This is a genomic window from Pseudomonas sp. D47 (assembly GCF_045447305.1).
Taxonomy (GTDB): Bacteria; Pseudomonadota; Gammaproteobacteria; order Pseudomonadales; family Pseudomonadaceae; genus Aquipseudomonas.
Genome location: NZ_JBJGXU010000021.1, coordinates 33374 through 58337, shown reverse-complemented (window position 1 = coordinate 58337; position 24964 = coordinate 33374). Strand labels below are relative to the sequence as shown.

The window sequence follows — 24964 nt, the reverse complement described above, 5'->3', positions numbered from 1 at the left end:
GCCATGATTAAACAACGCACCCTGAAGAATATTATTCGTGCCACAGGTGTAGGTCTGCACTCCGGGGAGAAGGTATACCTGACCCTCAAGCCCGCACCTGTCGACACCGGCATCGTGTTTGTTCGTGCCGACCTGGACCCTGTGGTGCAGATTCCTGCTCGCGCGGAAAACGTTGGCGAAACCACTATGTCGACCACGTTGGTCAACGGTGACGTCAAAGTGGACACGGTGGAGCACTTGCTCTCGGCCATGGCTGGCCTGGGCATCGATAACGCCTACGTCGAGCTCTCCGCGTCCGAAGTCCCAATCATGGATGGCAGCGCCGGACCCTTCGTATTCTTGATTCAATCTGCCGGCCTGGAAGAACAGGACGCAGCCAAGAAGTTCATTCGCATTCTGCGGGAAGTGACAGTAGAAGACGGCGACAAGCGCGCCACCTTCGTCCCGTTCGAAGGCTTTAAAGTGAGCTTTGAGATCGATTTCGATCACCCGGTATTCCGTGACCGCACCCAAAGTGCAAGCGTGGATTTTTCCAGCACTTCGTTCGTAAAAGAAGTCAGCCGCGCCCGTACCTTTGGTTTCATGAGTGACATCGAGTACCTGCGCAAGCACAACCTCGCACTCGGCGGCAGCGTTGAAAACGCCATTGTGGTCGACGCGGATGGTGTACTGAACGAAGACGGCCTTCGCTATGAAGACGAATTCGTGAAGCACAAGATCCTCGATGCAATCGGTGACCTCTACCTGCTGGGCAATAGCCTGATAGGCGAGTTCAAAGGCTTCAAGTCGGGCCACGCCCTTAACAACCAGCTGCTGCGCAAGTTGATTGAGCAGACAGACGCTTGGGAAGTCGTGACCTTCGAAGATGCCAGCACCGCACCGATCTCTTACATGCGTCCCGTTGCGGCGGTGTAAGTAACAACTCTCTTTCTTTAGTTTTGAAAGGCCACCTTCGGGTGGCCTTTTTTTTTGTGTCTAACACACCATGATACTAATGTGGGTTATCAATGGTTTGCCTGTAGGAACTGATACCTAGCCGCGTACCACAATAGGTTTGTGAGGCCGTTGAATTGGCGACATCGTAGCGAGTAAGCCGAAGGCCGAGCGATTGATGAGTAAAGCAAGAGAAGCCAATACATCAAACTTACTGTGAGCGGGTATTACCCATGAATAATGTATCTCCAAACTACGCTTACCGTGGCCCAGCCCCTCAGCAACAAAATGGCGGCTATGTTAGCGGCCAGCAGCAAAACGTTAATAATCAGCCGCCGCGTTCCTTTGCCGCGCCCTTCACGGCGAATGTTTTCGGCGGTGAGGCTAAGTTTCAAGCGATTCCCACGCTGTCTTTTTATCCCCGGGCGTATGCCACTATTGCGGCCAGGCTTACTCCAATTCCTGGCGGCCCCAGCGTGGGCGTGAGCGCAACAGCACGTTTTGACCCGGCAATCACCTTGCGCCCAACAGACGCCGGAGGCTTCCAAGTCAGTTTTGTACCCAGGATGCAGTTAGCCGCAAGCGGCGATGTCAGGGCAGGCATTCCCAATATTCTAAATACGGGGCTTGGTATCAATGCAGGTGCTCGCCTGACACAGGTGCTTAATTTCAGTGCTCCAGAGTTCAGCGCGACGGTCGAACCAACGGGTGAATTTAAAGCTAAAGCTAATTTTAATCCCACCCTTAGCACTCAACAGTTTGCTGGGGTGAATGGTGGGCTGGAGGGTAATGTCTCGGCCCCGATCCCTGGCCCTATTCCAGGTTTAAGTGTAGGCGCCGGCGGTGGTGTAAACCAAAGTATTACGGGCGGCTCCGGGCATGAAATAAAAGTCGGTGGTCCTGGCGTGGAGTTCGCATTGTCTCCCACCGGGCAGCCATCAATAACGCAGAACTTTGATCGTACTGTTTCTGTCGCAAACAGTTATACCTTCTTCCCAAGAACGAGTATTAACGCGAATGTTCAAGCAGGTCCGTTAACCGTTACTACGGGAGGGGGCGTGACACCGACATTTACCGTTCAGCACAGGGTTACCTTCAGTACCGACCTTGGCAGCAAGATAACGCCCAAGCACGAGTTCTCTGTGGTGCCGGGGGTAGCTGTTGATGGTTCCTTCGGTTTCCGAGTCTCGCTGCTTCCTCGCGAATGGCCGGTGAGCCTTACCGCAGAAATCGGTGTCGATCCGAGGGCAACGGCGACAGCGCGCGGGAGTTACACGGTATAGCGTTCCTTCACGCCTGACTCCATTGGAGCAGGCGTTACCCTTTCAGGAACGGGCTTTGGCATCGACAATCCGATTGCGTCCGCTGTGCTTGGCCTCATACAGCGCCTGGTCCGCACTCAGCAACAACGCCTCCAACGAAGTGCGGCTGCGTTTATCCCAAGTGCTCATGCCGATACTCACGGTAATCGGCCGCTCGGCACCGGCCACCCGTGGCAAATGCTCGACGCTGCTGCGGATGTGCTCGGCGATCACCCACGCACCCTTGGCGTCGGTATTCGGCAGCACCACGGCAAACTCTTCCCCGCCATACCGCGCGGCCAGGTCGGCCGGGCGTCGGATGTTGCCACCGATCACCTGCGAGACCGCGCGCAATGCCTCGTCGCCGCTATGGTGGCCATGACGGTCGTTGAAGGCCTTGAAGTTGTCCACATCGATCATCAACAGTGTCAGCGGCTCGGTCGAGCGCTGCGCGCGGTCCCATTCCAGGCGCAGGCGCTGGTCCAGGGTGCGGCGGTTCGCCAGGCCGGTGAGCGCATCGGTGGCTGCCAGTTCTGACAGCACCTGTTCGGCACGATGGCGACGGCGCAGTTCGCGGCGCAACATCCAGGTCAGCCACAACAGGCCGATACACAGCACGCCGGTAGCGCCACTGGTCAGCAGCGCGGCACGTTGCCAGGGGGCGAACACGTTTTCGCTGGCCAGTGCCACCACCACAATCAACGGCAGCTCACCGACCTTGGTGAACGTATATAAACGCTCTGTGCCAGAGAGGGCGGAGATGGCCTGAAAGCTGCCTTCGCCTTCGCGCAGTATGCGTTTGAAATTGGGCCGGTCGCTGAGGTCCTTATCAATCATGTCGCGCTCCAGCAGCGGCTGCTGGGCCAGAAGAATGCCACGGGTGTTCAGCAGATTGACGGAGCTGCCGTTGCCGATGGTGAGGCGGTTGAACAGTTGATCGAAATACGCCAGGCGCATCGTCGCCACGGCCACGCCGGCGAACTCGCCGTTGGGGCCCTCCACTCGGCGACTGAATGCCATGCGCCACACTTGATCGCAATCGCAGCGGATCTTGAACGGGCGGCTGATAAATAGCCCTGCCTGCGCATTTTGTTTATGCACCTGGAAATAGTCACGGTTGGCGAAATTGCGCGGCGTCGGCTGCAACGTCGAAGAATCGGCAACCACCGCACCATTGGCATCCAGCAACAGCACTTCGCCCTTGAACGGCGCTGCGGTGGATTGATCAAACTGCACCATGTGCCGGATGTCCGGCGGCGTCTGCGACAGGTCATTGCGTGTGGTGGCCGTGATCAAACCCTGCAGCGCCAGGTCGTAGAGTTCGGCGTTGCGCAGCACATCGGCATTGATCAGTTGGGTGATATTGGTGGTCTCGCGCTTGGCCGCCTGCAGGGTGCTGGCGTGTTCGCGGGTGAGCAAGGCTGCGACGATAACCACGATCAGGATGACGGTCAGGCCACTGCCCAGAATCAGCAGAAGCTCCGAGCGTGCAGGTAAAGAAGGAGGGCGGAGTTGACTCATCGCGCAGGCTTCAACAGGAAGATACTGGCAGTTTAGTTCTACGCGATGAAAATTAGAGCATGGGCTAAAAAAGAAAGATCAGCGGGTTAGAACACGTTGATCGGGTAGTCCACGATCACCCGGTATTCGTCCACGTCCCGATCCACCGCCGCGTAGCCGTTGCCGCCGCGGTTGGTCGCCCACTGCAGGCGCACGGCCAGGTCTTTGGCTTTGCCACCTTGCACCACGTATTTCAGGTCGATATCGCGCTCCCAATGTTTCGCGTCCTTGCCGTCGGCGCTGTACCAGGCGCTGTAGCCACGGCTTTGCGGGTCGACCTTGGTCAGGTCGGTCTTGCCGCTGATGTAGGACACGGCGGACGTCAGCCCAGGCATGCCGAGGCCTGCAAAGTCATAGGCATACTTGAGTTTCCAAGAGCGCTCGTTAGGGCCGTTGAAGTCCGAGTATTGCTGGGAGTTATCCAGGTAGATGCTGTCGCCCTGGCTGATGTAGTCGAACGGCGTGTTGCCGTTGACCCGCTGATAAGCGGCGGTGACGCTGTGGTTGCCCACGCCTACGGTGAAATGCAGGCTGTAGGTATTGTTGTCGATGTTGCCCAGCAGCGATTGGCCGGTGTCCTGGGTGTGGTAGTAGTGCAGGCCTGGGTTGAGGCTGACCAAGTCGTTCAGCGCGTAGGTGTAGTCCAGGTCGTAGTAGTACTGGTGCCACACATCCTTGAGTTCGGAGGCGTACAGGTTACTGGTCAAGCCCGCAATGCCGCTGAAGGACGCGCCGGCCCAGTTCAGGTGCTGGCTGTCGGCATGCTCCGGCAGCGCGCCATAGCTGGTGCCGATGCGCCGGTGGCCGCTCTGGTTGTAAAGCTTGGTGAAACTGGCCTGACCGCCTTCGAGCATCCAGCCGTCGAAGCTGTGGTTGGTCAGGCTTACACCACGGAAATCCTGCGGCAACATGCGGGTCATACCGCCGGCGATCACCGGGTTATTGAGGAACAGGTCCCCGGCCTTCAGCTCGGTGTCGAAGGCGCGCATTTTCAAGGTGCCGCCTGCGGTGGAGAATGAGCCGGGCGCTTTGCCGTTGCCGGAACCCACCGGCAGGATGCTGGAACCGTCGGTGCCGCCACCGCCGTCGAGCTTGAGGCCGAGCATGGCGTTGAGGTCCAGGCCGAAGCCGACGGTGCCTTGGGTGTAGCCGGATTCGAACGTGCCGATGAAGCCTTGGCCCCATTCCTTGCTGTCATCGGTGTGGATGTCGCGACGGTCGCGGTTCATATAGTAGTTGCGGGTGTTGATCTTGAGGCTTGCGCCTTCGACGAAACCATCGGCGGGGGTGGTGTCTGCTGCTTGGGCGAAAGGGGCAATCGTTGCTGTAATTGCGAGGAATAGCGGGGTAAACGTCAGCGAGTTCTTCACCGGTGGAGCTCCTTTGGTCAGTCGTAAACGGCCAATGTCGTGTGGGTGTGCCTGGCCTTTTTTTACGGCAAAAAAAAGCCGCTGAAGTCAGCGGCTTTAAGACAGATTCCCAGTGTAGAGCCCTGGAAAAAAGTCGAGGGGAATTGGGGTGAGCGGGGAGCTGTCTTTGCCATTGCGCTCATCGGTGCGTCAAATTAACGCAGGTGAGCGGTGTGATACAGAGTGTAACAAGATAATGACTGTTGCCCAAACCGCAATAGTCAAGGTGGCAGAGATCCACTGTGGGAGCTCGGTGTTAAACCGGCAACGTGATGCCAAAGGTATTGCCGCTGCCATCACTGCGTACAAACACATCCCCGCCATGCATCAACGCAATCGCCTTGACGATCGCCAGCCCCAACCCATGATTCGCCCCGCTGTTACTGCGCGACGCATCCACCCGATAAAACCGCTCGAACAACCGTGGCAAGTGCTCACTGGCAATCTCATCCCCAGGGTTGGTCACCGCAATCGCCACCTGATGCGCCTGCACCTCGATAGCCACCTCAATCACCTGCCCCGGCGCGGTGTGCTGCACCGCATTGCTCAGCAGATTAATCAGCGCACGGCGCAAGTGCGCTTTTTCAATCTGCACCAAAGCGTCACCGCGCACTCGCACTTGGACCTGGGCGTCTTCGAGGATGAAGTCCAGGTAGTCGAGCGTGGTAGCCACCTCATCCGCCAGCGAACTTTCGATCATCTTGGTCGCCTTGCTACCCTGGTCAGCACTGGCAAGAAACAACATGTCATTGATGATCGAACGCAAGCGTTCCAGCTCTTCAAGATTAGATTGCAGCACCTCGAAATAATGCTCGGCCGAACGCCCGCGCGTCAGCGCTACCTGGGTCTGGCCAATCAGGTTGGTCAGCGGTGAACGCAATTCATGCGCCACGTCGGCATTGAAAGACTCCAAGCGCGAATAAGCCTGTTCCACCCGGTCCAGCGTGGAGTTGAACGAATTGACGAACTGGCTCAATTCCGGCGGTAACGGCGACAGTTGCAAGCGCCCCGAGAGCTTGGGCGGTGCAAGTTTCTGCGCTTCATCCGAGAGTTTGCTCAACGGCTTGAGGCCGATACGCGAGACCCAAAACCCCAACAGCGCCGCCAGCACCACGCCGACAAATGCCAGGCTGATCAGCGCCACCAGCAATTGGTGTTGGGTCGTGCGGAAGTTTTCGGTGTCGATGGCGATCATAAAACGCAGCGGCGGGCGCTGTTCTTTCGCCGCGAACTGGCTTACCAGTACCTTGAACGGGTACTCACGCTCCGGCAGACGCAAGTCGCGCTTACCGGTCGGCCCTGCAGCGAACGCGCGGATCTGCGCATCCGGGTTGCCGTACTCGTAGTTTGGATCGCTGCTCACCACCCAGAAGCGGATGCGCTGGTCTTCCTCACCGAGCAATTTCAGTTTGGCGGTGATTTTCGCCCAGTGGTCCGGCGTGCCGAAGCGGTTCACCGAGGATTCAAGCACGCTGTAGCGCGCATCCAGCTCGGCGCCCGGCAACAACCCCAGGCCCCGGTCTACTTGCTGGTACAACGCGCCGCCGATCAACACGAAGATCAGCAACGCCACCAACGTGAACATGCCGCTCAGGCGCAGGGCGATGGAGTTAGCCGACACTGCGGTTCTCCAGCACATAGCCCATGCCGCGAATGGTGTGCAGCAGCTTGGTATCGAACGGCCCGTCGAGCTTGGCGCGCAGGCGCTTGATCGCCACTTCCACGACGTTGGCATCGCTGTCGAAATTGATGTCCCAGACCATCTCGGCAATCGCGGTCTTGGAGAGGATTTCACCCTGGCGCCGCGCCAACACGCTGAGCAGCGAGAACTCCTTGGCGGTCAGGTCCAGGCGCAGGCCGTTGCGGCTGGCTTTGCGGCTGATCAAGTCGATCCACAGGTCGGCGACGGTGACCTGCACCGGTTCATGCCCGCCACTGCGCCGGGTCAGCGCTTGCAGGCGTGCCACCAGTTCCAGGAATGAAAACGGTTTGCCCAAATAGTCATCGGCGCCTTCACGTAGGCCACGAATGCGGTCTTCCACGCGCTCGCGGGCGGTGAGCATGATCACCGGCGTCTGCTTGCGCGCACGCAGCGCACGCAGCACGCCGAAGCCGTCGAGGCCGGGCAGCATCACGTCGAGCACGATCACTGCGTAATCGTTCTCCAGCGCCAGGTGCAGGCCCTCGATGCCTTCGCGTGCCACATCGACGGTGTAGCCTTGTTCTGTCAGGCCGCGGTGCAGGTAATCCGCGGTTTTTTCTTCATCTTCAATAATCAGGACGCGCATAAGCCTTTTGCTCCAAGGCGGGGCTTCAGCCTCAGTGTGTGGTCGCCAGCTCGTTGGCTGGTTTGGGCTTGTGGAAAAACTTCTCAAGGTACAAGTATATGACCGGTGTGGTGAACAGCGTCAGCGCCTGGCTCACCAGCAAGCCGCCTACCACGGCGATCCCCAGCGGCTGGCGCAGTTCCGCACCCGGGCCGGAGCCCAGCATCAACGGCACCGCGCCGAGCAAGGCGGCGAGGGTGGTCATGATGATCGGCCGGAACCGCGTGACGCAGGCTTCATAAATCGCCTCCTCGGGCGGCAGCCCACGCACGCGCTGGGCGTCCAGGGCGAAGTCGATCATCAGGATGCCATTCTTCTTCACGATACCGATCAGCAACACCAGGCCGATCAAGGCCATGATCGAAAAATCCTGGCCCAGCAGCCACAGCATGATCAGCGCACCCAAGCCCGCTGAGGGCAGGGTGGAGATGATCGTCAGCGGGTGCACAAAGCTCTCATATAGCACACCCAGGATAATGTAGACCGCCACCAGCGCCGCAAGGATCAGCCAGGGCTGGCTGGCCAACGAACTCTGGAACGCCTGGGCGGCGCCCTGGAAGGTGCCGATCATGGTCGCCGGCATGCCGATTTCGTTCTTGGCCTGGTTGAGCATGATCACCGCATCGCCCAACGCCACGCCGGGCGCCAGGTTGAACGACAGGTTGGCCGCCGGGAACATGCCGTCATGGCTGATCGACAACGGCCCCACGGTGGGTGGATCGACTTTAGCCACTGCCGACAGCGGCACCATCTCGTTGGTCAACGGCGAGCGCAGGTAGAAGTAGTTCAGGCTTTCGGCCTTGCCGCGCTGTTGGCTGTCGAGTTCCAGCACCACTTGGTACTGGTTGATCTCGGTCTGGAACTCGTTGATCTGGCGCTGGCCGAACGCGTCATACAGCGCCTGGTCGACATCGGTGGCGGTCAGGCCGAAACGCGCGGCGGCTTGGCGGTCGATGCTGATGTGGGTGATGCTGCCGCCCAGCTGCAGGTCGTTGGACAGGTCGCGGAACGCCGGGTTGGCGCGCAGTTTTTCAGTCAGGCGCTGGGTCCAGGTGTTCAACGTCGGGCCGTCGTTACTCTTGAGCACATATTGGTACTGGGCGCGGCTGGGGCCGGAGCTGAGGTTGATGTCCTGGCCTGCGCGCAGGTACAGCACAATGCCCGGCACCGCGGCCAGTTTCGGGCGGATACGGTCGATGAACTGGCTGGCTGACACGTCACGATCACCGCGGTCTTTCAAGGCGATCCAGAAGCGGCCGTTGGCGATGGTCTGGTTACTGCCGGTGACGCCCACCGAATGGGAAAACGCCTCCACGGCTGGGTCGGCCTTGACGATCTCGGCCAGGGCCTTGTGCTTGGCGACCATGTCCGGGTACGACACGTCGGCCGCCGCCTCGCTGGTGCCGAGTACAAAACCGGTGTCTTGCACCGGAAAGAAACCCTTGGGGATAAACACGTAGCCGACCACCGCCAACGCCAGGGTGACCATGAAGATCGCCGCCATGGTGCGTTGATGGGCCAGCGCACGGCGCAGGTTGCGGGCGTAGGCGGCGAGCAGGCGTTCGCTGAAACCGGGTTTGTCGTGGGCGTGATGGGTGGGGGCGCGCATGAACAGCGCGGCGAGGGTGGGCGCCAGGGTCAACGAAACCACGACTGAAATCAGGATGGTCGAGGTCGCCGTCAGCGCGAACTCCTTGAACAACCGCCCGACCACGCCGCCCATGAACAGCAGCGGAATAAACGCCGCCACCAGTGAGAAACTGATGGACACCACGGTAAAGCCAATCTCGCCGGAACCTTTGATCGCCGCCTCGCGTTTGCTCAGGCCCGCTTCCAGGTGCCGGTGAATGTTCTCCACCACCACGATGGCGTCGTCCACCACAAAACCCACGGAAATCACGATCGCCACCAAGGTCAGGTTGTTCAGGCTGAAACCCATCAGGTACATCAAGGCGAAACTGGCGATCAGCGACACGCCGAGCACGCTGGACACGATCAGCGTCGCCGACAATTGGCGCAGGAACAGCGCCATCACCGCCACCACCAGCAAGATGGCGATCAGCAGCGTGACTTCCACTTCATGCAGGGACGCGCGGATGGTCTTGGTGCGGTCGGTTAACACGCTGACCTGCACCGAAGCGGGCAGCATGCCTTCCAGGCGCGGCAGTTCGGCTTGAATGCGGTCCACGGTCTCGACGATGTTGGCGCCGGGCTGGCGCGAAATCACCAGGTTGACCCCAGGTGTGTCGCCGGACCAGGCCTGCACGTAGGCGTTTTCCGAACCGTTGATGACTTTTGCGACGTCACGCAGTTGAACCGGCGCGCCGTTCTTGTAGGAAACGATCAACTGGCCGTATTCATCCGGGTGAAACAGCTGGTCGTTGGTGGACAGGGTCGACACGCTGTTCTCGCCGTAGATCGCGCCCTTGGCCAGGTTCAAGCTGGATTGCTGGATCGCCACGCGCACGTCGGCGAGGGTCAGGCCAATCGCCGCGAGTTTGTCGGGCGAGGCCTGTACGCGAATCGCCGGGCGTTGTTGGCCGGTGATGTTGATCTGGCCGACGCCGTCGATCTGGCTGATCTGTCGGGCCAGCAAGGTTTCTACGTAGTCACTCAGCTCGGTGCTGGGCATGCTGTCGGAGCTGACGCTGAGGATCAGCACCGGGCTGTCTGCCGGGTTGACCTTCTTCCAGGTCGGCAGGCTCGGCATGTCGCTGGGCAACTTGCCGGAGGCGGTGTTGATCGCCGCCTGCACTTCTTGCGCGGCGGTGTCGATGCTCTTGTTCAGGGTGAATTGCAGGGTCAGCAGGCTTGAGCCCAAGGCGCTGCTGGAAGTCATTTGGGTCATGCCAGGGATGGCACTGAATTGCACCTCCAGGGGCGTTGCCACCGACGAGGCCATGGTGTCCGGGCTGGCGCCGGGCAGTTGCGCGGTGACCTGGATCGTCGGGAATTCCGCTTCCGGCAGTGGCGCAACGGCCAGGCGCGGGAAGGCAATGATGCCCAACAGTACCAGGGCAAAGGTCAGCAGCAGGGTGGCGACCGGGTGATCAACGCACCAGGCGGACGGCGAGCGGTTGGCGCTCATGGCTGCACCTTGGCGTCGACGGTCTGGATCACTTGCGGCGGTTCCTTGAGTACTTCTACCTGGGCACCGGCTTTGAGCCGCGACTGGCCATCGCTGACCAGCACATCACCGGCCTGTACGCCCTTGATGATGTTCACATCGCTGTTCTGATAAGTGACTTGCACCGGCACACTCTCGACCTTGTCACCCTTGACCCGGTACACAAAGTGCGAGTCCAGGCCGCGTTGCACCACGGTGGGTGGGACCACCAGTGCGTTCTTGTCGAGTGCGGTCTGGATCTTGATGGTCACCAACTGCCCCGGCCACAGGCGCTGCGAAGCATTCTTGAATTCGGCCTTGGCGCGCAGGGTGCCGGTGGTGGAGCTGATCTGGTTGTCGATCAGGCTCAAGTGGCCTTCGCCGAGCAAGTCGCCGGTCTGGCCGTCGGTGTCGGCCCCCATGTAGGCATCGACGCTGGCCGGGGTAGGCGCTGCGATCAGGCCTTGCAGGGTTGGCAGCATTTGTTGCGGCAATGAGAACTCCACGGCAATCGGGTCGATTTGCGTGACGGAGAACAGGCCCTGGGTATCACTCATGCGCAGGAAGTTGCCTTCATCCACGGTGCGAATGCCGACTCGGCCGGTGACGGGAGAGCGAATCTGGGTGTAGGAAAGCTGTACCAGGGCCGAGTCAATCGCGGCCTGATTACCTTGCGCCGTGGCCTTCAGTTGGTTGACCAAGGCTTGTTGCTGGTCGTAGGTCTGTTTCGACACGCCGTCGTCGATGCTCAGTTCCTTGTAACGCTTGAGGTTGACCTGCGCCACTTGCAGCTGCGCCTGGCTTTCCCCCAGTTGCGCCCTGGCCTGGTCGAGGCTGGCGCGGATCGAGCGATCATCAATGGTGGCCAGCAGGTCGCCGGTTTTGACCAGTTGACCTTCCTTGACCAGCAATTGGGTGAGGATGCCGTCGATTTGCGGGCGAATCATCACGCTGTGCAACGACAGCACCGAGCCGATCCCGCTGACAAAGCGGGGGATGTCCTGCTGTACAACGCTGACCACGCGTACCGGGATGGCGGTCGGCGCCGCCAGTTTGGTCTTGGCCGGCCGGGTCAGGGCCCAGGCTGCAATCGCCACTACCACGAGGACGCCCACGATCAGGACGGTTTTTCGTTGAATGTGCATGGGGATGGGGCGCCGGGGCAAAGGGTTGGGAGAATGAAAGGTCTTTATAGCCCGCCAACCCGGTCAGCACGGTGACTGCTAACTGACAGCGCTGTCAGTAAAGTCCAACCATTCGTACCAGTGGTGGTTAAAGATCCGAAGCGCGCAGGTATACTGCGCGCCAGTGTGGCCCGCAAGCCGGCCCCGCCTCATTTTTTGCACGCTCCGGAGCTTCCATGACTTCCCCGACACAATCCCCTGTTGAAGCGGCCGACCTCGTCGATCCGGCCGACGCTCAAAGCGTTGAACAAGCCGAGATCCCGGCGTTCAAGTTCCCGTTTAAACCGGGTGAGTTGGCTGGAGCCAAGAATGCCGCCCAGCCTTGGTACAAGAATGGCGCCAAAAACGGCCATACCAAGTCCCCAGGCATGGCCCCGCCAGGCACTCGCCGTTCGATGGGTAAACGCTGAGAGTAATGTGTCGGACGCTGTATCGGCTTTTGCCTACGTGGTTCGCTGACGTTTCTGATTGTAGGTCCACGACCGTTTCTTGAAAGTTTGCACTGCCTCTTTACCCCCCCCACGTTTTTACAGGGGAAGGAGGTTGGTCTTTCCGGAAAAGGACGTTTCCCGTGGCTCTGATTTGCCTCTATGCAGCGCTTGCGCTATTGCTGTCGGTCGATACCGTTGCGGCCAGTGACCCCCCGCGGCGCGAAATCCGCTTCGCGGTTGTTGCGCACTTCCCCCCCTTCCAGAGCCGCAGCCCGCAAGGGCAACTGGTCGGTGTGAACATCGAATTGGGCAATGCCCTTTGCAGGCAGTTGAATGTGCGTTGTACCTGGGTCGACCAGGTCCTTGTCGAGAATTTCTCCGCCCTTGAAGCCAGGCAATTTGACGCGATCATGGGCATAGCGCCTACGTCCAATCGGCGGCGATGGGTGAGCTTTACCGATGAACTCTATGCGTTCACCACGCGGCTGGTTGGCCGCAGGGCGTCAGGCCTAACGCCTACCGTACGCTCGCTCAAGGGCAAGCGTGTCGGAGTGTTACTGGGAAGTAATCGTGAAGCTTTCGCCCGTTCGCAGTGGGCGCCCAAGGGGGTCATCATCAAGAGCTTCTGGCTGATTGACGAGGTGATCCGCAGCCTGGTGGCAGGCGAAATCGACGCTACCCTGCAAGGCCCCGTGGAATTGCGTGAGTCACTGCTCGACACCTCCCACGGTCGCGATTTTGCCTTCCTTGGCCCCGAAGTCTCGGCGGATCTATTGGGCAGCGGCGTGGCGATCGCGCTGCGCAAATCTGATATTGAACTGCTCAATGATCTCAACGGTGCCCTTGAACAGTTGGTACAGAACGGCGAGTACCAGCGAATCATCCAGCCCTACCGCCTCTACGAACACCTGGCCACGCCATGATGGCTAATTAATTGTGCGGAATATGAGCTGGATCAGTATTTGCCCCTCCCGTGAAAATCAATCTGCCGGTCACCGGTCGACATGTGGACTTAGCCCCCGACGCCAATATCCTCTCGACCACTGACCTGACCAGCGCGATTACCTATGCCAACCAGGGTTTCATCGACGTTTGCGGTTATAGCCGTGACGAGTTGATTGGTTCGCCGCATAACCTGATGCACCACCCCGACATGCCGCCCGCAGCGTTTGCGCATAGCTGGCAGAGCCTGAAAAGCGGCCGCTCATGGATGGGCATGCTGAAAAACCGTTGTAAGAACGGCGAGCATTATTGGGTCAGCGCCTATGCCACGCCGGTCAATCGGGAAGGGGCGGCGGTGGAGTATCAGTTGGTGCGCCCCGCGACGCCGGTGAGGCCACCGTCAGCGCCGGGCAGCAAAGCCCGCGCAGCTCGGGGGAAGATTTGCGCCAGTTGGCACAAGAGTTTTGGGGCCTGAGGCGCTAAAGCAAAAAGCTGTCTACTATGACTTTGGGAATTCTCCTACTCAACATACAGGCGTGTCGTAGTTAAAGACCGGTCAGTGCTTGTTAGAACACTGGGTGCATTGGGTCATGAGTGACCGAGCCCGGATGCCTCACACCACTTTTGCATAGGACTGGTTTATGACTACGGCAACAAGAATGCTGGCGCTCGCTCTGCTTATGTTCGCCGGGAGCGGGTGTGCTGTAACTCCCCCTGGCCCGAACCCGTGGAGCGAGATACGGTTTGGAGTCGAGGCGGATGTACCGCCCTTTGAATACCGCACTGCGCAAGGCGAGCTTGTGGGGTTGGATATCGAGTTGGGTAACGCCCTGTGCGCTGAGCTCAACGCGCGTTGTGTGTGGGTCGATCAGCCTTATGCGACCAATATTGCCGCGCTCCAGGCTGGGCGTTTCGACGCGATCATGCCGATGACCGCAACCCCGGCGCGGCGCGAAGTGGTCGACTTCACCCACGACCTCTATGCCCTTGAAAGCAAGTTGGTCGTCCGCACGGGTTCAAGCCTGCTGCCAGATCCCCAATCGCTCAAGGGCAAACGTATTGGCGTACTGGCGGGCACCAGCCGGGAAGCGTTCGCCAAGGCGCGGTGGGCACCTCAAGGCGTGACCGTGCGCAGCTTCAACCTCAATGGTGAGTTGATCAAGAGCCTGCTGGCCGGGGAAATTGACGCCACCTTGCAAAACACCATTGAAATCACCGAAGCGTTGTTGAACACGCCTCAGGGCGCCGCGTTCGCTTTTGCCGGCCCCGCGGTTGTCGACGAAATGCTGGGCGGCGGCGTCGCCATTGCCACGCGTAAGAACACCCCTGAATTGACGGTGGCGCTGAACAAGGCATTGCAGCGCTTGAAGGACAATGGCAAGTACGCGGCCATTACCCAGCCTTACCTGGCGCCGGCCGCAAGTAAACCGGCCTCGGCAAAGATGATTTACACGCCGGCAGACGGTGGTTTGCCGTTCTCAGAAACCGTGCAAGTGGGGCAAACCCTCTATGTGTCGGGTTTGCTGGGGCTGGATGACCACGGCAAGCTCGTGCGCGGTGGCATTCGTGCAGAAACCGCCCAGGCGTTGACTACTCTGCGCAGCATTCTGCAAAAAAACGGCGTGGGGATGGACCGAGTCGCCAAATGCACGGTGATTCTGGCCGACATTAAGGAGTTTGCTGCGATGAACAGCGTCTATGCCGGCTACTTCCCGGCGGACCGCCTTCCGACCCGCACGACCTTCGCTGCCGGCAAGCTGTTGGCGGGCGCGCGGATCGAAATCGAGTGCCTGGCCAGCCTTTAAGCCCGCAACGAAATAAACGCGTAGTTGGCCGGCACCTGGGTGGCAATCTGGGCGCCGGCATCCAGCAGTTGTTCGGCGATGTCCATGCCGGACACATGAAACACCCACTCATTGGCCACGGACGGTTGTTCAAGCGCCAATTCGATCGCTTGGGCAAAGGCGTTCATGTCCGGCAAGTACGCGGTAAACCCGTCGCCCTTGAGCGCGGTGGTGCAAATGCCCAGCAAAGCGCACACCGCCTCCTTGGTCTGCACGTCATCGCGGTCGGCCTGGCGCGAGCGGCGGATCAGCTCAGCCAGCTCCTGATCCATCAACTCGCCACCGACGATCAACGCGGGGCCTTGCTCCCAGGACTCCGGCGGGCAGTCTTTGGCGCCAGGGTTGAGCGGGATATGCGGGTTGATTTCCATCGGATAGATGCGACACACCAGCGGGCGACGTTCATAAATGCCGCAGCGGTTGTCTTCGTCAAGATTCCGGCAGCGCCCGGCGTTGTAAGCGGCAAAGGTGATTGCCACGAACGCCTCGGTAGTACCGCTGGGCACCACCACCGAACGGCGCTCGGCGTGCTCGCGTTGTTGCGGGGGCAAACCCAGGCCATTGCCGAGAAAACCCTCCACCAGCACGATGACGTTACCGCCGTCAGCCGCCCAGCTGCGGGCCTCTTCGAGGGTCAGGGGCACATGGTGGTCGGTGCAGCATTTGCCGCAACCCACGCAGGAAAAGTGAGTGTTCATGGAGGATCTGTCACCAGGCTAGGTCAGAGGGCACTCTTGAACAGTGACGGGTTTTTGCCTCTATGCACTGTTCAGGCTCTTGCGAAGCAAGTTATGCGCCAGTGCCGGTCAGCCCTCGGGTACCCGGTCGCGCAACACAAAGACCATGCCGGCGCTTTCATAGAGTTGCCGGGCGCGCAGGTTGCTCTCGCGCACCTTGAGGTCGACGTAGGGTTCGCCGCGCTGCTTGAATACCTCAAAGGTGTGCAGCAACAAGGCGCGGCCCAGCCCCTGGCCTTGGGCGCAGGGATGTACGCAGAGGTTTTTGATAAACGCACTGGTCCAGCATTGGGCCACGCCGAGAATGCCGTCGCCATTACTGACCACCAGGCACAGCGTCGGGTCGAATTCGGCATCGGTGACGAACCGGTGTTGCCATTGCTCCAGGCTGTCGACGCGGCCGCCGCCTTGGTCTTGGGCCATGCGCAACACGGCATGAATCGCTGGGGCCAGCTCTGCGCGGTAATGATCCAGCTGCGTGCCCACCGGCCACTGCGGCGCGGGCAGGCGGGTGGTGAGGTCGCGGCGTAGCAGTTGGAAGTATTCCGCCACCGGCTACAGGCCCTTTTGCGCCACGTGTTTTGCAGCGACGACCAGGCACTTGGTCAGTTCAGGCGACGAGAATTTGGTCAGCACTGCGTCGGCACCTGCCAGCCGCGCCTTTTCACTGTTCATCGCACTGTCCAGGGAGGTGTGCAGCAGCACGTAAAGCTCCTGGAAGTCCGGGGTTTCGCGCAAAGTGCGGGTGAGGGCGTAACCGTCCATTTCGGACATTTCGATGTCCGACACCACTACGTTGATCTGCCGGGCCGTGCCTTGCAGCTCGAGCAGCACATCGATGGCTTCCTTGGCGCTGCGGGCGGTGTGGCAGGTCAGGCCGAGGTTGCGCAAGGTGTGTACCGACTGCTGCAGGGCGACCTGGCTGTCGTCCACCACCAGAATCCGCGCATTGCCGAGTACTTCGGCCTCTTCCATGGTCAGGTCGGTCGGCGCCGCTTCAGCCGGTGCCGGGGCGATGCCGTGGATGACCTTTTCGATATCCAGCACCTGCACCAGCCCGCCTTCGACTTGGGTGACCCCAGTGATGAACGAGCGATTGCCGCCGGAGCCATACGGTGGCGGGCGTATATCGGTGGTCAGGCAGTGCACGATCTTGCTCACCGCCTGCACATGCAGGCCCTGCTTGGAGCGGCTGACGTCGGTGACGATCAGGCAGCCGCCATTCGGGTCTGCCAGGGGCATTTCGCCCAGGGCTCGGCTCAGGTCGATCACCGACAGCGAAGCACCGCGCAGCGTGGCGATGCCCTTAACGTGAGGGTGAGACTCGGGCAGCTTGGTCAGCGGCGGGCAGGGGATGATTTCACTGACTTTCAGCAGGTTGATCGCCATCAGCTTGCCGCTGCGCAAGGTAAAGAGCAGAAGCGAGAGTGAATCTGCGCGGGCTTTGGTGGTGGACATAAAAACCTTCTGTGGATCAGGGATGACGATCTATAGAGGGTTATCGACTTGGGCGCGCCAGGCTTTAACCGGATTTGTGTGGGGGAGTGTGTCAGCCCTTCCATACCTGTGGGTTCACCAAGTCCTGCGGGCGCTGACCCAGCAAGGCACTGCGCAGGTTGTCCAGGGCGCGGTTGGCCATGGCTTCTCGGGTTTCGTGGGTGGCCGAGCCGATGTGCGGCAGGGTCACGGCGTTGCTCAGCTGGAACAACGGCGATTCAGCCAGCGGTTCCTGCTCATACACGTCCAGCCCGGCGCCACGAATTTTCTGGGTTTGCAGGGCTTCGATCAGCGCCGGCTCGTCCACCACCGGGCCACGGGAGATATTGATCAGGATAGCGCTGGATTTCATCAGGCCCAGCTCGCGGGTGCTGATCAAGTGGCGGGTCTTGTCGCTCAATGGCACCACCAGGCAGACGAAGTCCGACTCGGCCAGCAACTGGTCGAGGCTGCGAAATTGCGCGCCCAGTTCCTGTTCCAGCGCGGTCTTGCGGCTGTTGCCGCTGTAGAGGATCGGCATATTGAAACCCAGGCGCCCGCGACGGGCGATGGCCGCGCCGATGTTGCCCATGCCAACGATGCCGAGGGTTTTGCCGTGTACATCGCAACCGAACAATGGTGCGCCAACGCTGGCTTTCCACTGGCCGGCCTTGGTCCAGGCGTCCAGTTCGGCTACGCGACGTGCGCTGCTCATCAGCAGGGCGAAGGCCAGGTCGGCGGTGCTTTCGGTGAGCACATCGGGAGTGTTGGTGAGCATGATCCCGCGCTCGTTGAAGTACGGCACGTCGTAGTTGTCGTAGCCTACCGACACGCTGGAGACCGCTTCCAGTTTGCTTGCGCCTTCGAGCTGTGCGCGGCCGAGCTTGCGGCCTACGCCGATCAGGCCGTGCGCGTGGGGCAGGGCTTCATTGAATTGAGCGTTGATATCGCCCAGCTTGGGGTTGGGGGCGATCACCTCGAAATCCTGTTGCAGGCGCTCGATCATGTGCGGGGTGATGCGGCTGAAGGCGAGGACGGTCTTTTTCATTGCAGGCGGGCTCATCGACTACGGAAGAATGGTAAGCACGCTAACATTCCTGCCGACAATTGTCAGGGCGACCCTTTAACGGGTGGCTGGCTTGCCTGCGATAGCAATCTGTCAGTGATACATCTGCAGTTGGCCCGCCGCTATCGCAGGCAAGCCAGCTCTCACAGTAAATTGATGGTGGTTGTGGGGTAGCAATCCAAAATCAGTTCGCCAACCGCGCCCCACTCAGGCTGCCGCTCAATTCATACGCCACCAACTCGGCCTGATGCGCCGCCAGAATCTCCGGCAACGACCCACGCAGGTATTCCACCCACGTCTTGATCTTCGCATCCAGATACTGGCGCGACGGGTAGATGGCGTACAGGTTCAGCTCTTGCGAGCGATAGGTCGGCATCACCCGCACCAAGGTGCCATTGCGCAGGCCTTCGATGGCGGCATACACCGGCAACAGGCCGACGCCCATACCACTGGTAATCGCGGTTTTCATCGCGTCGGCCGAATTCACCAGAAACGGTGAAGTGTTGATCGCCACACTTTCCTGGCCTTCAGGCCCGTTGAAGGTCCATTTATCCAGCTGGATCACCGGGCTCACCAACCGCAGGCAGGCGTGGTTGAGCAAGTCCTGCGGCCGCTGCGCACACCCCTTGGCCTTGACGTAATCCGGCGAGGCACAGGCGATGCTGTAGGTGATACCTAGGCGCTGAGACACGAAACCCGAGTCGGGCAGTTCGCTGGCTAGCACGATGGACACGTCATAACCCTCATCGAGCAGGTCCGGCACGCGGTTGGCCAGGGTTAGGTCGAAAGTCACGTCGGGGTGGGTACGGCGGTAGCGGGCAATCGCGTCGATGACGAAATGCTGGCCGATGCCGGTCATGGTGTGCACTTTCAACTGCCCGGCGGGGCGTGCGTGTGCATCGCTGGCTTCGGCCTCGGCTTCCTCGACATAGGCGAGGATCTGCTCGCAGCGCAGCAAATAACGTTTGCCGGCTTCGGTCAGCGCGATGCGTCGGGTGGTGCGGTTGAGCAAGCGGGTTTGCAGATGGGCCTCAAGGTTGGAGACCGCGCGCGAGACGTTGGCAGTGGTGGTGTCCAGTTGCCCGGCGGCGGCGGTGAAGCTGCCAGCTTCGGCCACGCAACTGAAAGCGCGCATGTTTTGCAAAGTGTCCATGGAGTGTTCTCAGGGGAGATAACAAATTGTGACAGAAAGTTACGCCGTTCAGTGATCCCTACCAACGGATTATCGCCTGAACGGTAATAAAGATTCACAGGAATGCCAGCTTATCGTCCTCCATCGCGCCCCCTAGAATTGCGCCACCTCTCCCGCAACACCACCTCAGGAATACGCTTGCCGTGCCGCGTCGCATCAGCAGAGAGCCGAAGACTCTTATTAACCTAGAGCTGAAGGCTCTCATCAACAGAGGGCAGCAGGCTCTCAGTGTTTGCGCCTTATCGTTAGCAATCAGCGGCTGCATCGGAACCGGAGGAATCGCCCCCCAAGGCCAGGCCCTAAACGCCAATAACCTGGCCACCGACGAAGCCATCCAAAGCGCCGCCCAAGACGCCCACTGGCCCACCACGCAATGGTGGCAAGCCTACGGTGACCCGCAACTCAATCGTTGGGTTCAACTCGCCACGCAAAACAGCCCGAGCCTGGCCATGGCCGCCGCGCGGGTGCGTGAGGCGCGGGCCATGGCCGGGATTGCCGAGTCGGCCGAGTCGTTGCAGATCAACAGTGACACCACCCTCAAGCGCCACAACTGGCCCAAAGATCAGTTCTACGGCCCGGGCGAACTGAGTGGCGCCAACACCTGGGACAATAATTCGTCCCTGGGCCTGAGCTACGCCCTCGACCTCTGGGGCCGCGAAAGCAATGCCACCGAACGCGCCGTCGACCTGGCGCATATGAGCACCGCCGAAGCGCGCCAGGCCCAGCTCGAACTGCAAAACAACGTGGTGCGCGCCTATATCCAGCTGTCGCTGCATTACGCCAACCGTGATATCGCCGCCGCGACCTTGGCCCAGCAACAGCAGATTCTCGACCTGGCCAACAAACGCCTGGACGCCGGGATCGGCACCCACTTCGACGTGAGCCAGGCCGAAACGCCGTTGCCAGAGACCCATCGCCAGCTCGACGCCTTGGACGAAGAAATCGCCCTGAGCCGTAACCAGCTGGCTGCTTTAGCGGGCAAGGGCCCGGGTGAAGGCGCGCAACTGCAACGCCCGAGTTTGTCCCTGGCCGCCCCGCTGAAATTGCCGTCGAGCTTGCCGGCGCAATTGCTCGGCCAACGCCCGGACGTGGTTGCCAGCCGTTGGCAGGTCGCCGCACAGGCCCGAGGCATCGATGTGGCCCACGCCGGTTTCTACCCCAATGTTGACCTGGTCGGCAGCCTTGGCTATATGGCCACCGGCGGCGGCATGCTGGCGTTTCTGGCGGGCAAGAAATTCAACTACAACGTCGGCCCGGCGATCACCTTGCCGATCTTCGAGGGCGGCCGTTTGCGTGGAGAATTGGGCGAAGCCAGCGCCGGTTATGACATCGCTGTGGCCAAGTACAACCAGACCCTGGTCAACGCGCTCAAGGGCATCAGCGACCAGTTGATCCGCCGCGAATCCATGGACAAGCAGTCGAGCTTCGCCGCGCAATCGGTGGCCTCGGCGCAGAAAACCTACGACATCGCGATGATCGCCTACCAGCGCGGCCTCACCGATTACGTGAACGTGTTGAACGCCCAGACCCTGCTGTTTCGCCAGCAACAGGTCGAGCAACAGGTGCAGGCCGCGCGCTTGAGTGCGCATGCCGAGCTGGTCACCGCCCTCGGCGGCGGACTCGGTGCCGGCGACGATGTACCGCAACACGCCAAGACCCTCCCGAGCAAAACCCCGGCGGCACTGGCCGTGTTTGATCACTGAGTAGCCTTTAATGACGCCCTTGCCTGCACCGCTGCGCTGGTTGCACTCCTTGGAGTGGCGCCGTGGTTTTTTCGACTGGGCACGCAGCGATGGCGTGACCTGGGTGTACATCTTCAAGGTGCTGATCGCCGCGTTCCTCACGCTGTGGCTAGCGATGCGCCTGGAACTGCCGCAACCGCGCACCGCGATGATCACCGTGTTTATCGTGATGCAACCGCAGAGCGGCCAGGTGTTCGCCAAGAGTTTTTACCGCTTCCTCGGCACCTTGGCGGGGTCGGCGGTGATGGTCTTGTTGATCGCCTTGTTTGCTCAGAACACCGAACTGTTCCTCGGCGCACTGGCGATCTGGGTGGGCATTTGCACCGCAGGCGCGACGCGTAATCGCAACTTTCGCGCCTATGGGTTTGTGTTGGCCGGCTACACGGCGGCGATGGTCGGTTTACCGGCCCTGGCGCACCCGGACGGCGCCTTTATGGCGGCGGTGTGGCGGGTGCTGGAAATTTCACTGGGGATTCTCTGCTCCACCGTGGTCAGCGCCGCGATCCTGCCGCAAACCAGCAGCGCCGCCATGCGCAATGCCTTGTATCAACGCTTTGGCGTGTTCGCATTGTTCGTCACCGACGGCTTGCGTGGGCGTAGCCAGCGCGAAGGGTTCGAGGCCAGCAACGTGCGCTTTATCGCCGAAGCCGTGGGCCTGGAAGGGCTGCGCAGCGTCACCGTGTTTGAAGACCCGCATATGCGCCGAAGGAATGGCCGGCTCAGTCGCCTCAACAGCGAATTCATGAGCATCACCACGCGCTTCAACGCCTTGCACCAGTTGCTTGAGCGGTTGCGCACGGATGCGGCGGATCACGTGGTCGCCGCGATCAAGCCGGGCCTGCAAGACCTGGCCGAAGTGCTTGATGGTTTCTCCGGCCGCGCCCTGACCAGCCCCGACGCTGGGCGCTTGGTCAATCAACTGAGTGCCTATAAAGATGGCCTGCCCGCCAAGGTGCGCAGCCTGCGTGCGACCTTCCAGGAGGGTAACCCGAGCGAGGCCGAGCAGCTGGATTTCCATACCGCCTACGAGCTGCTGTACCGCTTCGTCGACGACCTGCACAACTACGCGCAAACCCACGCATCGCTGGCCGATCACACCCATGCGCGCGAGCAGTGGGACGAAGTCTACACGCCGAAAACCAACTGGCTGGCCTGCGCCGCTTCGGGGATTCGCGCGTCGTTTATTCTGATTGTGCTGGGCAGTTACTGGGTCGCCACCGCCTGGCCCAGCGGCGCGACCATGACCCTGATCGCCGCCGCCACCGTTGGCTTGTCCGCCGCCACGCCCAACCCCAAACGCATGGCCTTCCAGATGGCCTGCGGCACGTTGATCGGTGCGCTGGTGGGCTTCGTCGAAATGTTCTTCGTGTTCCCCTGGATCGACGGCTTCCCGCTGCTGTGCGTAATGCTTGCGCCGGTGATCATCTTCGGCGCCTTCCTCGCCTCACGTCCGCAGTACGCCGGCGTCGGTGTGGGCCTGTTGATTTTCTTCAGCACCGGTTCGGTGCCGGACAACCTCACGGTCTACAACCCCTACACCTTTATCAACGACTACATCGCCATGGTCATCGGCATGTTGGTGTGTGCGGCGGCGGGCGCGATTATCCTGCCGCCAAACAGCCGCTGGTTATGGCGCCGCCTGGAACAGGACCTGCGTGAGCAAGTGGTGTACGCGATCAGCGGCAAGCTCAAGGGCCTGGCGTCAAGTTTCGAAAGCCGCACCCGCGACCTGCTGCACCAGGCCTACGGCCTCGCCGTCGGCCAGCCGCACGTGCAGCGCGACCTGCTGCGCTGGATGTTCGTGGTGCTGGAAGTCGGCCACGCGATTATCGAGTTGCGCAAGGAGCAGGCGATTTTGCCGGTGCACCCGGCGTATGCCGAGTCCCAACCCTGGCGCCAGGCGATCCGCGTGATGGGCCGCTCGCTGGTGCGGCTGTTCCTGCAACCGAGCGCGAGCAACCTGGAGCGCGGCCTGATTGCCGTCGACCATGCGATCAGCCGCGTGCAGGCCACCGATGAACCCTTCGCCCCGCACTTCGACACCTCGGCCCTGCGCCGGGTGAAAAGCTACCTGCACTTTATCCGCACCTCGTTGCTGGACCCGCAATCACCCCTGGCGGCCCTTAAAGGAGCCCCGCATGCCTCGTGAAATCGCATTCCACGGCGTCTACATGCCGACCATGACCCTGATGTTTTTTATCGCCGCCGGGCTGGCCTGGGCCTTGGACCGCTTCCTGGCCGGGTTGGACCTGTACCGGTTTTTCTGGCACCCGGCGTTGCTGCGTCTGAGCCTGTTCGTTTGCTTGTTCGGCGCCCTGGCGCTGACCGTCTACCGTTGAGAATGCCCCGATGAAAAAGTTTTTCAGCCTGCTCGCGACCTTGCTGGTATTGGCTTTGGCGATCTGGATTGGCCGCACGTTGTGGGTGCACTACATGGAAACGCCGTGGACCCGCGACGGCCGCGTGCGCGCCGACATCATCAACGTGGCGGCCGACGTCACCGGCGAAGTGGTGGATGTGCCGGTGCGTGATAACCAGTTGGTGAAAAGGGGCGATCTGCTGATGCAGATCGACCCCGAGCACTACCGCATCGCGGTCAAGCAGGCGCAATCGCTGGTCGCCTCGCGCAAAGCCACCTGGGAGATGCGCAAGGTCAACGCCCACCGCCGCGCCGACCTCGACGCCCTGGTGATTTCCAAGGAAAACCGCGACGATGCCAGCAACATCGCCGACTCGGCCCTGGCTGATTACCAGCATGCGCTGGCGCAACTGGAAGCGGCCGAACTCAACCTCAGGCGCACCCAGGTGGTGGCGGCGGTGGACGGCTACGTCACCAACCTCAACGTGCACCGCGGCGATTACGCGCGCATCGGCGAAGCCAAGATGGCCGTGGTCGATATGAACTCGTTCTGGGTATATGGCTTCTTTGAAGAGACCAAGTTGCCCCACGTCAAAGTTGGTGACAAGGCCGATATGCAACTGATGAGTGGCGAGACGCTCAAGGGCCACGTGGAAAGCATCTCGCGCGGCATCTACGACCGTGACAACCCGGAGAGTCGCGAACTGATCGCCGATGTGAACCCGACCTTCAACTGGGTGCGCCTGGCCCAGCGCGTGCCGGTGCGGATTCACATTGATGAAGTGCCTGAAGGCGTGCTGCTGGCGGCGGGGATTACTTGCACCGTCATCGTCAACCCGACGCAAAACTGAATGTGGGAGCTGGCTTGCCTGCGATAGTCATGGGTATCTACGCAACTTTTTTTGTTGCGCTAAGCTTTTGACGGGTTTTTTAGGTAGATATGAGTACATATCCGTTGCTGCGGTAACGGCTGCTTAGGGTTCCGCTCTTACAGCGGGTCACTTTTTGAAGGACCAAAAAGTAACCAAAAAGTCCTCGCCCCACCACTCGTTGCCTCGCCTAGGCTCGGCATGCCCTCACTCCGGCTTGAATCCGTGGGCCGCCGCCATGGGCCAAGGATGGCCCATGGCGGCGGCCCCCGCTCCAAAGCCGGAGTGAGGGCACACCGAAGCGTGAGCGAGGTGCTGAGTGGTGGGGCAAGAGCCCTTTTGGTTACTTTTGGGGCTCTTTTCCAAAAGTGACCCGCTGTAAGAGCGGAACCCTACGCAGCCGTTGCCCAAATAACGGATATGTACCCCGCGCCCCCGCGACAACCAAAGAATCCAACCCATAAAAAGATGTGTAGATACCTATGC

20 protein-coding genes and 1 pseudogene are annotated in these 24964 nt (G+C 60.6%); 10 read left to right on the top strand and 11 right to left on the bottom strand.

Annotated elements, in window-relative coordinates:
• Nucleotides 1-3 precede the first annotated feature (3 nt).
• Complete coding sequence (gene lpxC, locus ACI77I_RS16015; RefSeq protein WP_003171886.1) at nucleotides 4-915, top strand: UDP-3-O-acyl-N-acetylglucosamine deacetylase; 912 nt, start codon at nucleotides 4-6, stop codon at nucleotides 913-915.
• Between the two features lie 251 nt (nucleotides 916-1166).
• Nucleotides 1167-2216: a hypothetical protein gene (locus ACI77I_RS16010; RefSeq protein WP_406997945.1), complete on the top strand. Its 1050-nt coding sequence runs from the start codon at nucleotides 1167-1169 to the stop codon at nucleotides 2214-2216.
• 42 nt (nucleotides 2217-2258) lie between these two features.
• Here the strand turns inward: ACI77I_RS16010 and ACI77I_RS16005 are convergent, their stop codons facing one another.
• From ACI77I_RS16005 to ACI77I_RS15980, 6 genes are all read right to left on the bottom strand, one after another.
• On the bottom strand, nucleotides 2259-3755 hold the full coding sequence (locus tag ACI77I_RS16005) for a sensor domain-containing diguanylate cyclase (protein ID WP_263274534.1): 1497 nt from the start codon (nucleotides 3753-3755) through the stop codon (nucleotides 2259-2261).
• Nucleotides 3756-3841: 86 nt separating this feature from the next.
• Nucleotides 3842-5164: an OprD family porin gene (locus ACI77I_RS16000; protein ID WP_242154527.1), complete on the bottom strand. Its 1323-nt coding sequence runs from the start codon at nucleotides 5162-5164 to the stop codon at nucleotides 3842-3844.
• Between the two features lie 295 nt (nucleotides 5165-5459).
• Nucleotides 5460-6824: a heavy metal sensor histidine kinase gene (locus tag ACI77I_RS15995; RefSeq protein ID WP_406997944.1), complete on the bottom strand. Its 1365-nt coding sequence runs from the start codon at nucleotides 6822-6824 to the stop codon at nucleotides 5460-5462.
• Nucleotides 6814-7491 carry a heavy metal response regulator transcription factor gene (locus ACI77I_RS15990; protein WP_094951301.1) on the bottom strand — a complete coding sequence of 226 codons (678 nt, stop codon included), beginning with the start codon at nucleotides 7489-7491 and terminating at the stop codon, nucleotides 6814-6816. Before ACI77I_RS15990 ends, ACI77I_RS15995 begins: the two co-directional genes overlap by 11 nt.
• 31 nt (nucleotides 7492-7522) lie before the next feature.
• Entirely contained in the window at nucleotides 7523-10618 is a 3096-nt protein-coding gene (locus ACI77I_RS15985; RefSeq protein ID WP_406997943.1) for a multidrug efflux RND transporter permease subunit, read from the bottom strand.
• Nucleotides 10615-11781, bottom strand: coding sequence for an efflux RND transporter periplasmic adaptor subunit (locus tag ACI77I_RS15980; RefSeq protein ID WP_094951303.1), 1167 nt, complete (start codon nucleotides 11779-11781; stop codon nucleotides 10615-10617). The genes ACI77I_RS15985 and ACI77I_RS15980 overlap by 4 nt, the downstream gene beginning before the upstream one ends.
• Before the next feature lie 215 nt (nucleotides 11782-11996).
• Here ACI77I_RS15980 and ACI77I_RS15975 point away from each other — a divergent pair, with 215 nt between their 5' ends.
• From ACI77I_RS15975 to ACI77I_RS15960, 4 genes and pseudogenes are all read left to right on the top strand, one after another.
• Nucleotides 11997-12230 (top strand): hypothetical protein, encoded by a 234-nt coding sequence (locus tag ACI77I_RS15975; protein ID WP_094951304.1) that lies wholly within the window; start codon nucleotides 11997-11999, stop codon nucleotides 12228-12230.
• A gap of 161 nt (nucleotides 12231-12391) precedes the next feature.
• On the top strand, nucleotides 12392-13174 hold the full coding sequence (locus tag ACI77I_RS15970) for a transporter substrate-binding domain-containing protein (protein WP_094951305.1): 783 nt from the start codon (nucleotides 12392-12394) through the stop codon (nucleotides 13172-13174).
• 50 nt (nucleotides 13175-13224) lie between these two features.
• Nucleotides 13225-13570, top strand: a pseudogene (locus tag ACI77I_RS15965) (PAS domain-containing protein); the annotation flags it as partial.
• Between the two features lie 303 nt (nucleotides 13571-13873).
• Complete coding sequence (locus tag ACI77I_RS15960) at nucleotides 13874-14998, top strand: transporter substrate-binding domain-containing protein (protein WP_406997952.1); 1125 nt, start codon at nucleotides 13874-13876, stop codon at nucleotides 14996-14998.
• Here the strand turns inward: ACI77I_RS15960 and ACI77I_RS15955 are convergent.
• The 5 genes from ACI77I_RS15955 to ACI77I_RS15935 form a co-directional block, all read right to left on the bottom strand.
• Nucleotides 14995-15735 (bottom strand): YkgJ family cysteine cluster protein, encoded by a 741-nt coding sequence (locus ACI77I_RS15955; RefSeq protein ID WP_094951306.1) that lies wholly within the window; start codon nucleotides 15733-15735, stop codon nucleotides 14995-14997. The two genes, ACI77I_RS15960 and ACI77I_RS15955, sit on opposite strands and share 4 nt — an antisense overlap.
• 108 nt (nucleotides 15736-15843) lie before the next feature.
• Nucleotides 15844-16326 carry an N-acetyltransferase gene (locus ACI77I_RS15950; protein WP_094951307.1) on the bottom strand — a complete coding sequence of 161 codons (483 nt, stop codon included), beginning with the start codon at nucleotides 16324-16326 and terminating at the stop codon, nucleotides 15844-15846.
• Between the two features lie 3 nt (nucleotides 16327-16329).
• Entirely contained in the window at nucleotides 16330-17232 is a 903-nt protein-coding gene (locus ACI77I_RS15945; RefSeq protein ID WP_094951308.1) for a chemotaxis protein CheV, read from the bottom strand.
• Nucleotides 17233-17323: 91 nt separating this feature from the next.
• A complete protein-coding gene (locus ACI77I_RS15940) occupies nucleotides 17324-18298 on the bottom strand; it encodes a 2-hydroxyacid dehydrogenase (RefSeq protein WP_406997942.1) in 975 nt (324 codons plus the stop codon).
• Between the two features lie 202 nt (nucleotides 18299-18500).
• On the bottom strand, nucleotides 18501-19469 hold the full coding sequence (locus ACI77I_RS15935; RefSeq protein WP_094951310.1) for a LysR family transcriptional regulator: 969 nt from the start codon (nucleotides 19467-19469) through the stop codon (nucleotides 18501-18503).
• Nucleotides 19470-19651: 182 nt separating this feature from the next.
• On the opposite strand from ACI77I_RS15935, the gene ACI77I_RS15930 reads away from it, so the two are divergent.
• The 4 genes from ACI77I_RS15930 to ACI77I_RS15915 are packed head-to-tail and all read left to right on the top strand — an operon-like array spanning nucleotide 19652 to nucleotide 24460.
• Entirely contained in the window at nucleotides 19652-21211 is a 1560-nt protein-coding gene (locus tag ACI77I_RS15930) for an efflux transporter outer membrane subunit (protein WP_406997941.1), read from the top strand.
• Between the two features lie 10 nt (nucleotides 21212-21221).
• Entirely contained in the window at nucleotides 21222-23399 is a 2178-nt protein-coding gene (locus tag ACI77I_RS15925) for an FUSC family protein (RefSeq protein ID WP_406997940.1), read from the top strand.
• Nucleotides 23389-23589 (top strand): DUF1656 domain-containing protein, encoded by a 201-nt coding sequence (locus ACI77I_RS15920; protein ID WP_094951312.1) that lies wholly within the window; start codon nucleotides 23389-23391, stop codon nucleotides 23587-23589. Before ACI77I_RS15925 ends, ACI77I_RS15920 begins: the two co-directional genes overlap by 11 nt.
• Nucleotides 23590-23599: 10 nt before the next feature.
• Nucleotides 23600-24460 carry an efflux RND transporter periplasmic adaptor subunit gene (locus tag ACI77I_RS15915; RefSeq protein ID WP_406997939.1) on the top strand — a complete coding sequence of 287 codons (861 nt, stop codon included), beginning with the start codon at nucleotides 23600-23602 and terminating at the stop codon, nucleotides 24458-24460.
• Nucleotides 24461-24964 lie beyond the last annotated feature (504 nt).

Bases quoted from the DNA above. Each gene is read 5' to 3' on its own strand.
- lpxC (WP_003171886.1), top strand. From the start codon at position 4: ATGATTAAACAACGCACCCTGAAGAATATTATTCGTGCCACAGGTGTA.
- ACI77I_RS16010 (WP_406997945.1), top strand. From the start codon at position 1,167: ATGAATAATGTATCTCCAAACTACGCTTACCGTGGCCCAGCCCCTCAG.
- ACI77I_RS16005 (WP_263274534.1), bottom strand. From the start codon at position 3,755: ATGAGTCAACTCCGCCCTCCTTCTTTACCTGCACGCTCGGAGCTTCTG.
- ACI77I_RS15990 (WP_094951301.1), bottom strand. From the start codon at position 7,491: ATGCGCGTCCTGATTATTGAAGATGAAGAAAAAACCGCGGATTACCTG.
- ACI77I_RS15985 (WP_406997943.1), bottom strand. From the start codon at position 10,618: ATGAGCGCCAACCGCTCGCCGTCCGCCTGGTGCGTTGATCACCCGGTC.
- ACI77I_RS15980 (WP_094951303.1), bottom strand. From the start codon at position 11,781: ATGCACATTCAACGAAAAACCGTCCTGATCGTGGGCGTCCTCGTGGTA.
- ACI77I_RS15975 (WP_094951304.1), top strand. From the start codon at position 11,997: ATGACTTCCCCGACACAATCCCCTGTTGAAGCGGCCGACCTCGTCGAT.
- ACI77I_RS15960 (WP_406997952.1), top strand. From the start codon at position 13,874: ATGTTCGCCGGGAGCGGGTGTGCTGTAACTCCCCCTGGCCCGAACCCG.
- ACI77I_RS15955 (WP_094951306.1), bottom strand. From the start codon at position 15,735: ATGAACACTCACTTTTCCTGCGTGGGTTGCGGCAAATGCTGCACCGAC.
- ACI77I_RS15945 (WP_094951308.1), bottom strand. From the start codon at position 17,232: ATGTCCACCACCAAAGCCCGCGCAGATTCACTCTCGCTTCTGCTCTTT.
- ACI77I_RS15940 (WP_406997942.1), bottom strand. From the start codon at position 18,298: ATGAAAAAGACCGTCCTCGCCTTCAGCCGCATCACCCCGCACATGATC.
- ACI77I_RS15935 (WP_094951310.1), bottom strand. From the start codon at position 19,469: ATGGACACTTTGCAAAACATGCGCGCTTTCAGTTGCGTGGCCGAAGCT.
- ACI77I_RS15925 (WP_406997940.1), top strand. From the start codon at position 21,222: ATGACGCCCTTGCCTGCACCGCTGCGCTGGTTGCACTCCTTGGAGTGG.
- ACI77I_RS15920 (WP_094951312.1), top strand. From the start codon at position 23,389: ATGCCTCGTGAAATCGCATTCCACGGCGTCTACATGCCGACCATGACC.
- ACI77I_RS15915 (WP_406997939.1), top strand. From the start codon at position 23,600: ATGAAAAAGTTTTTCAGCCTGCTCGCGACCTTGCTGGTATTGGCTTTG.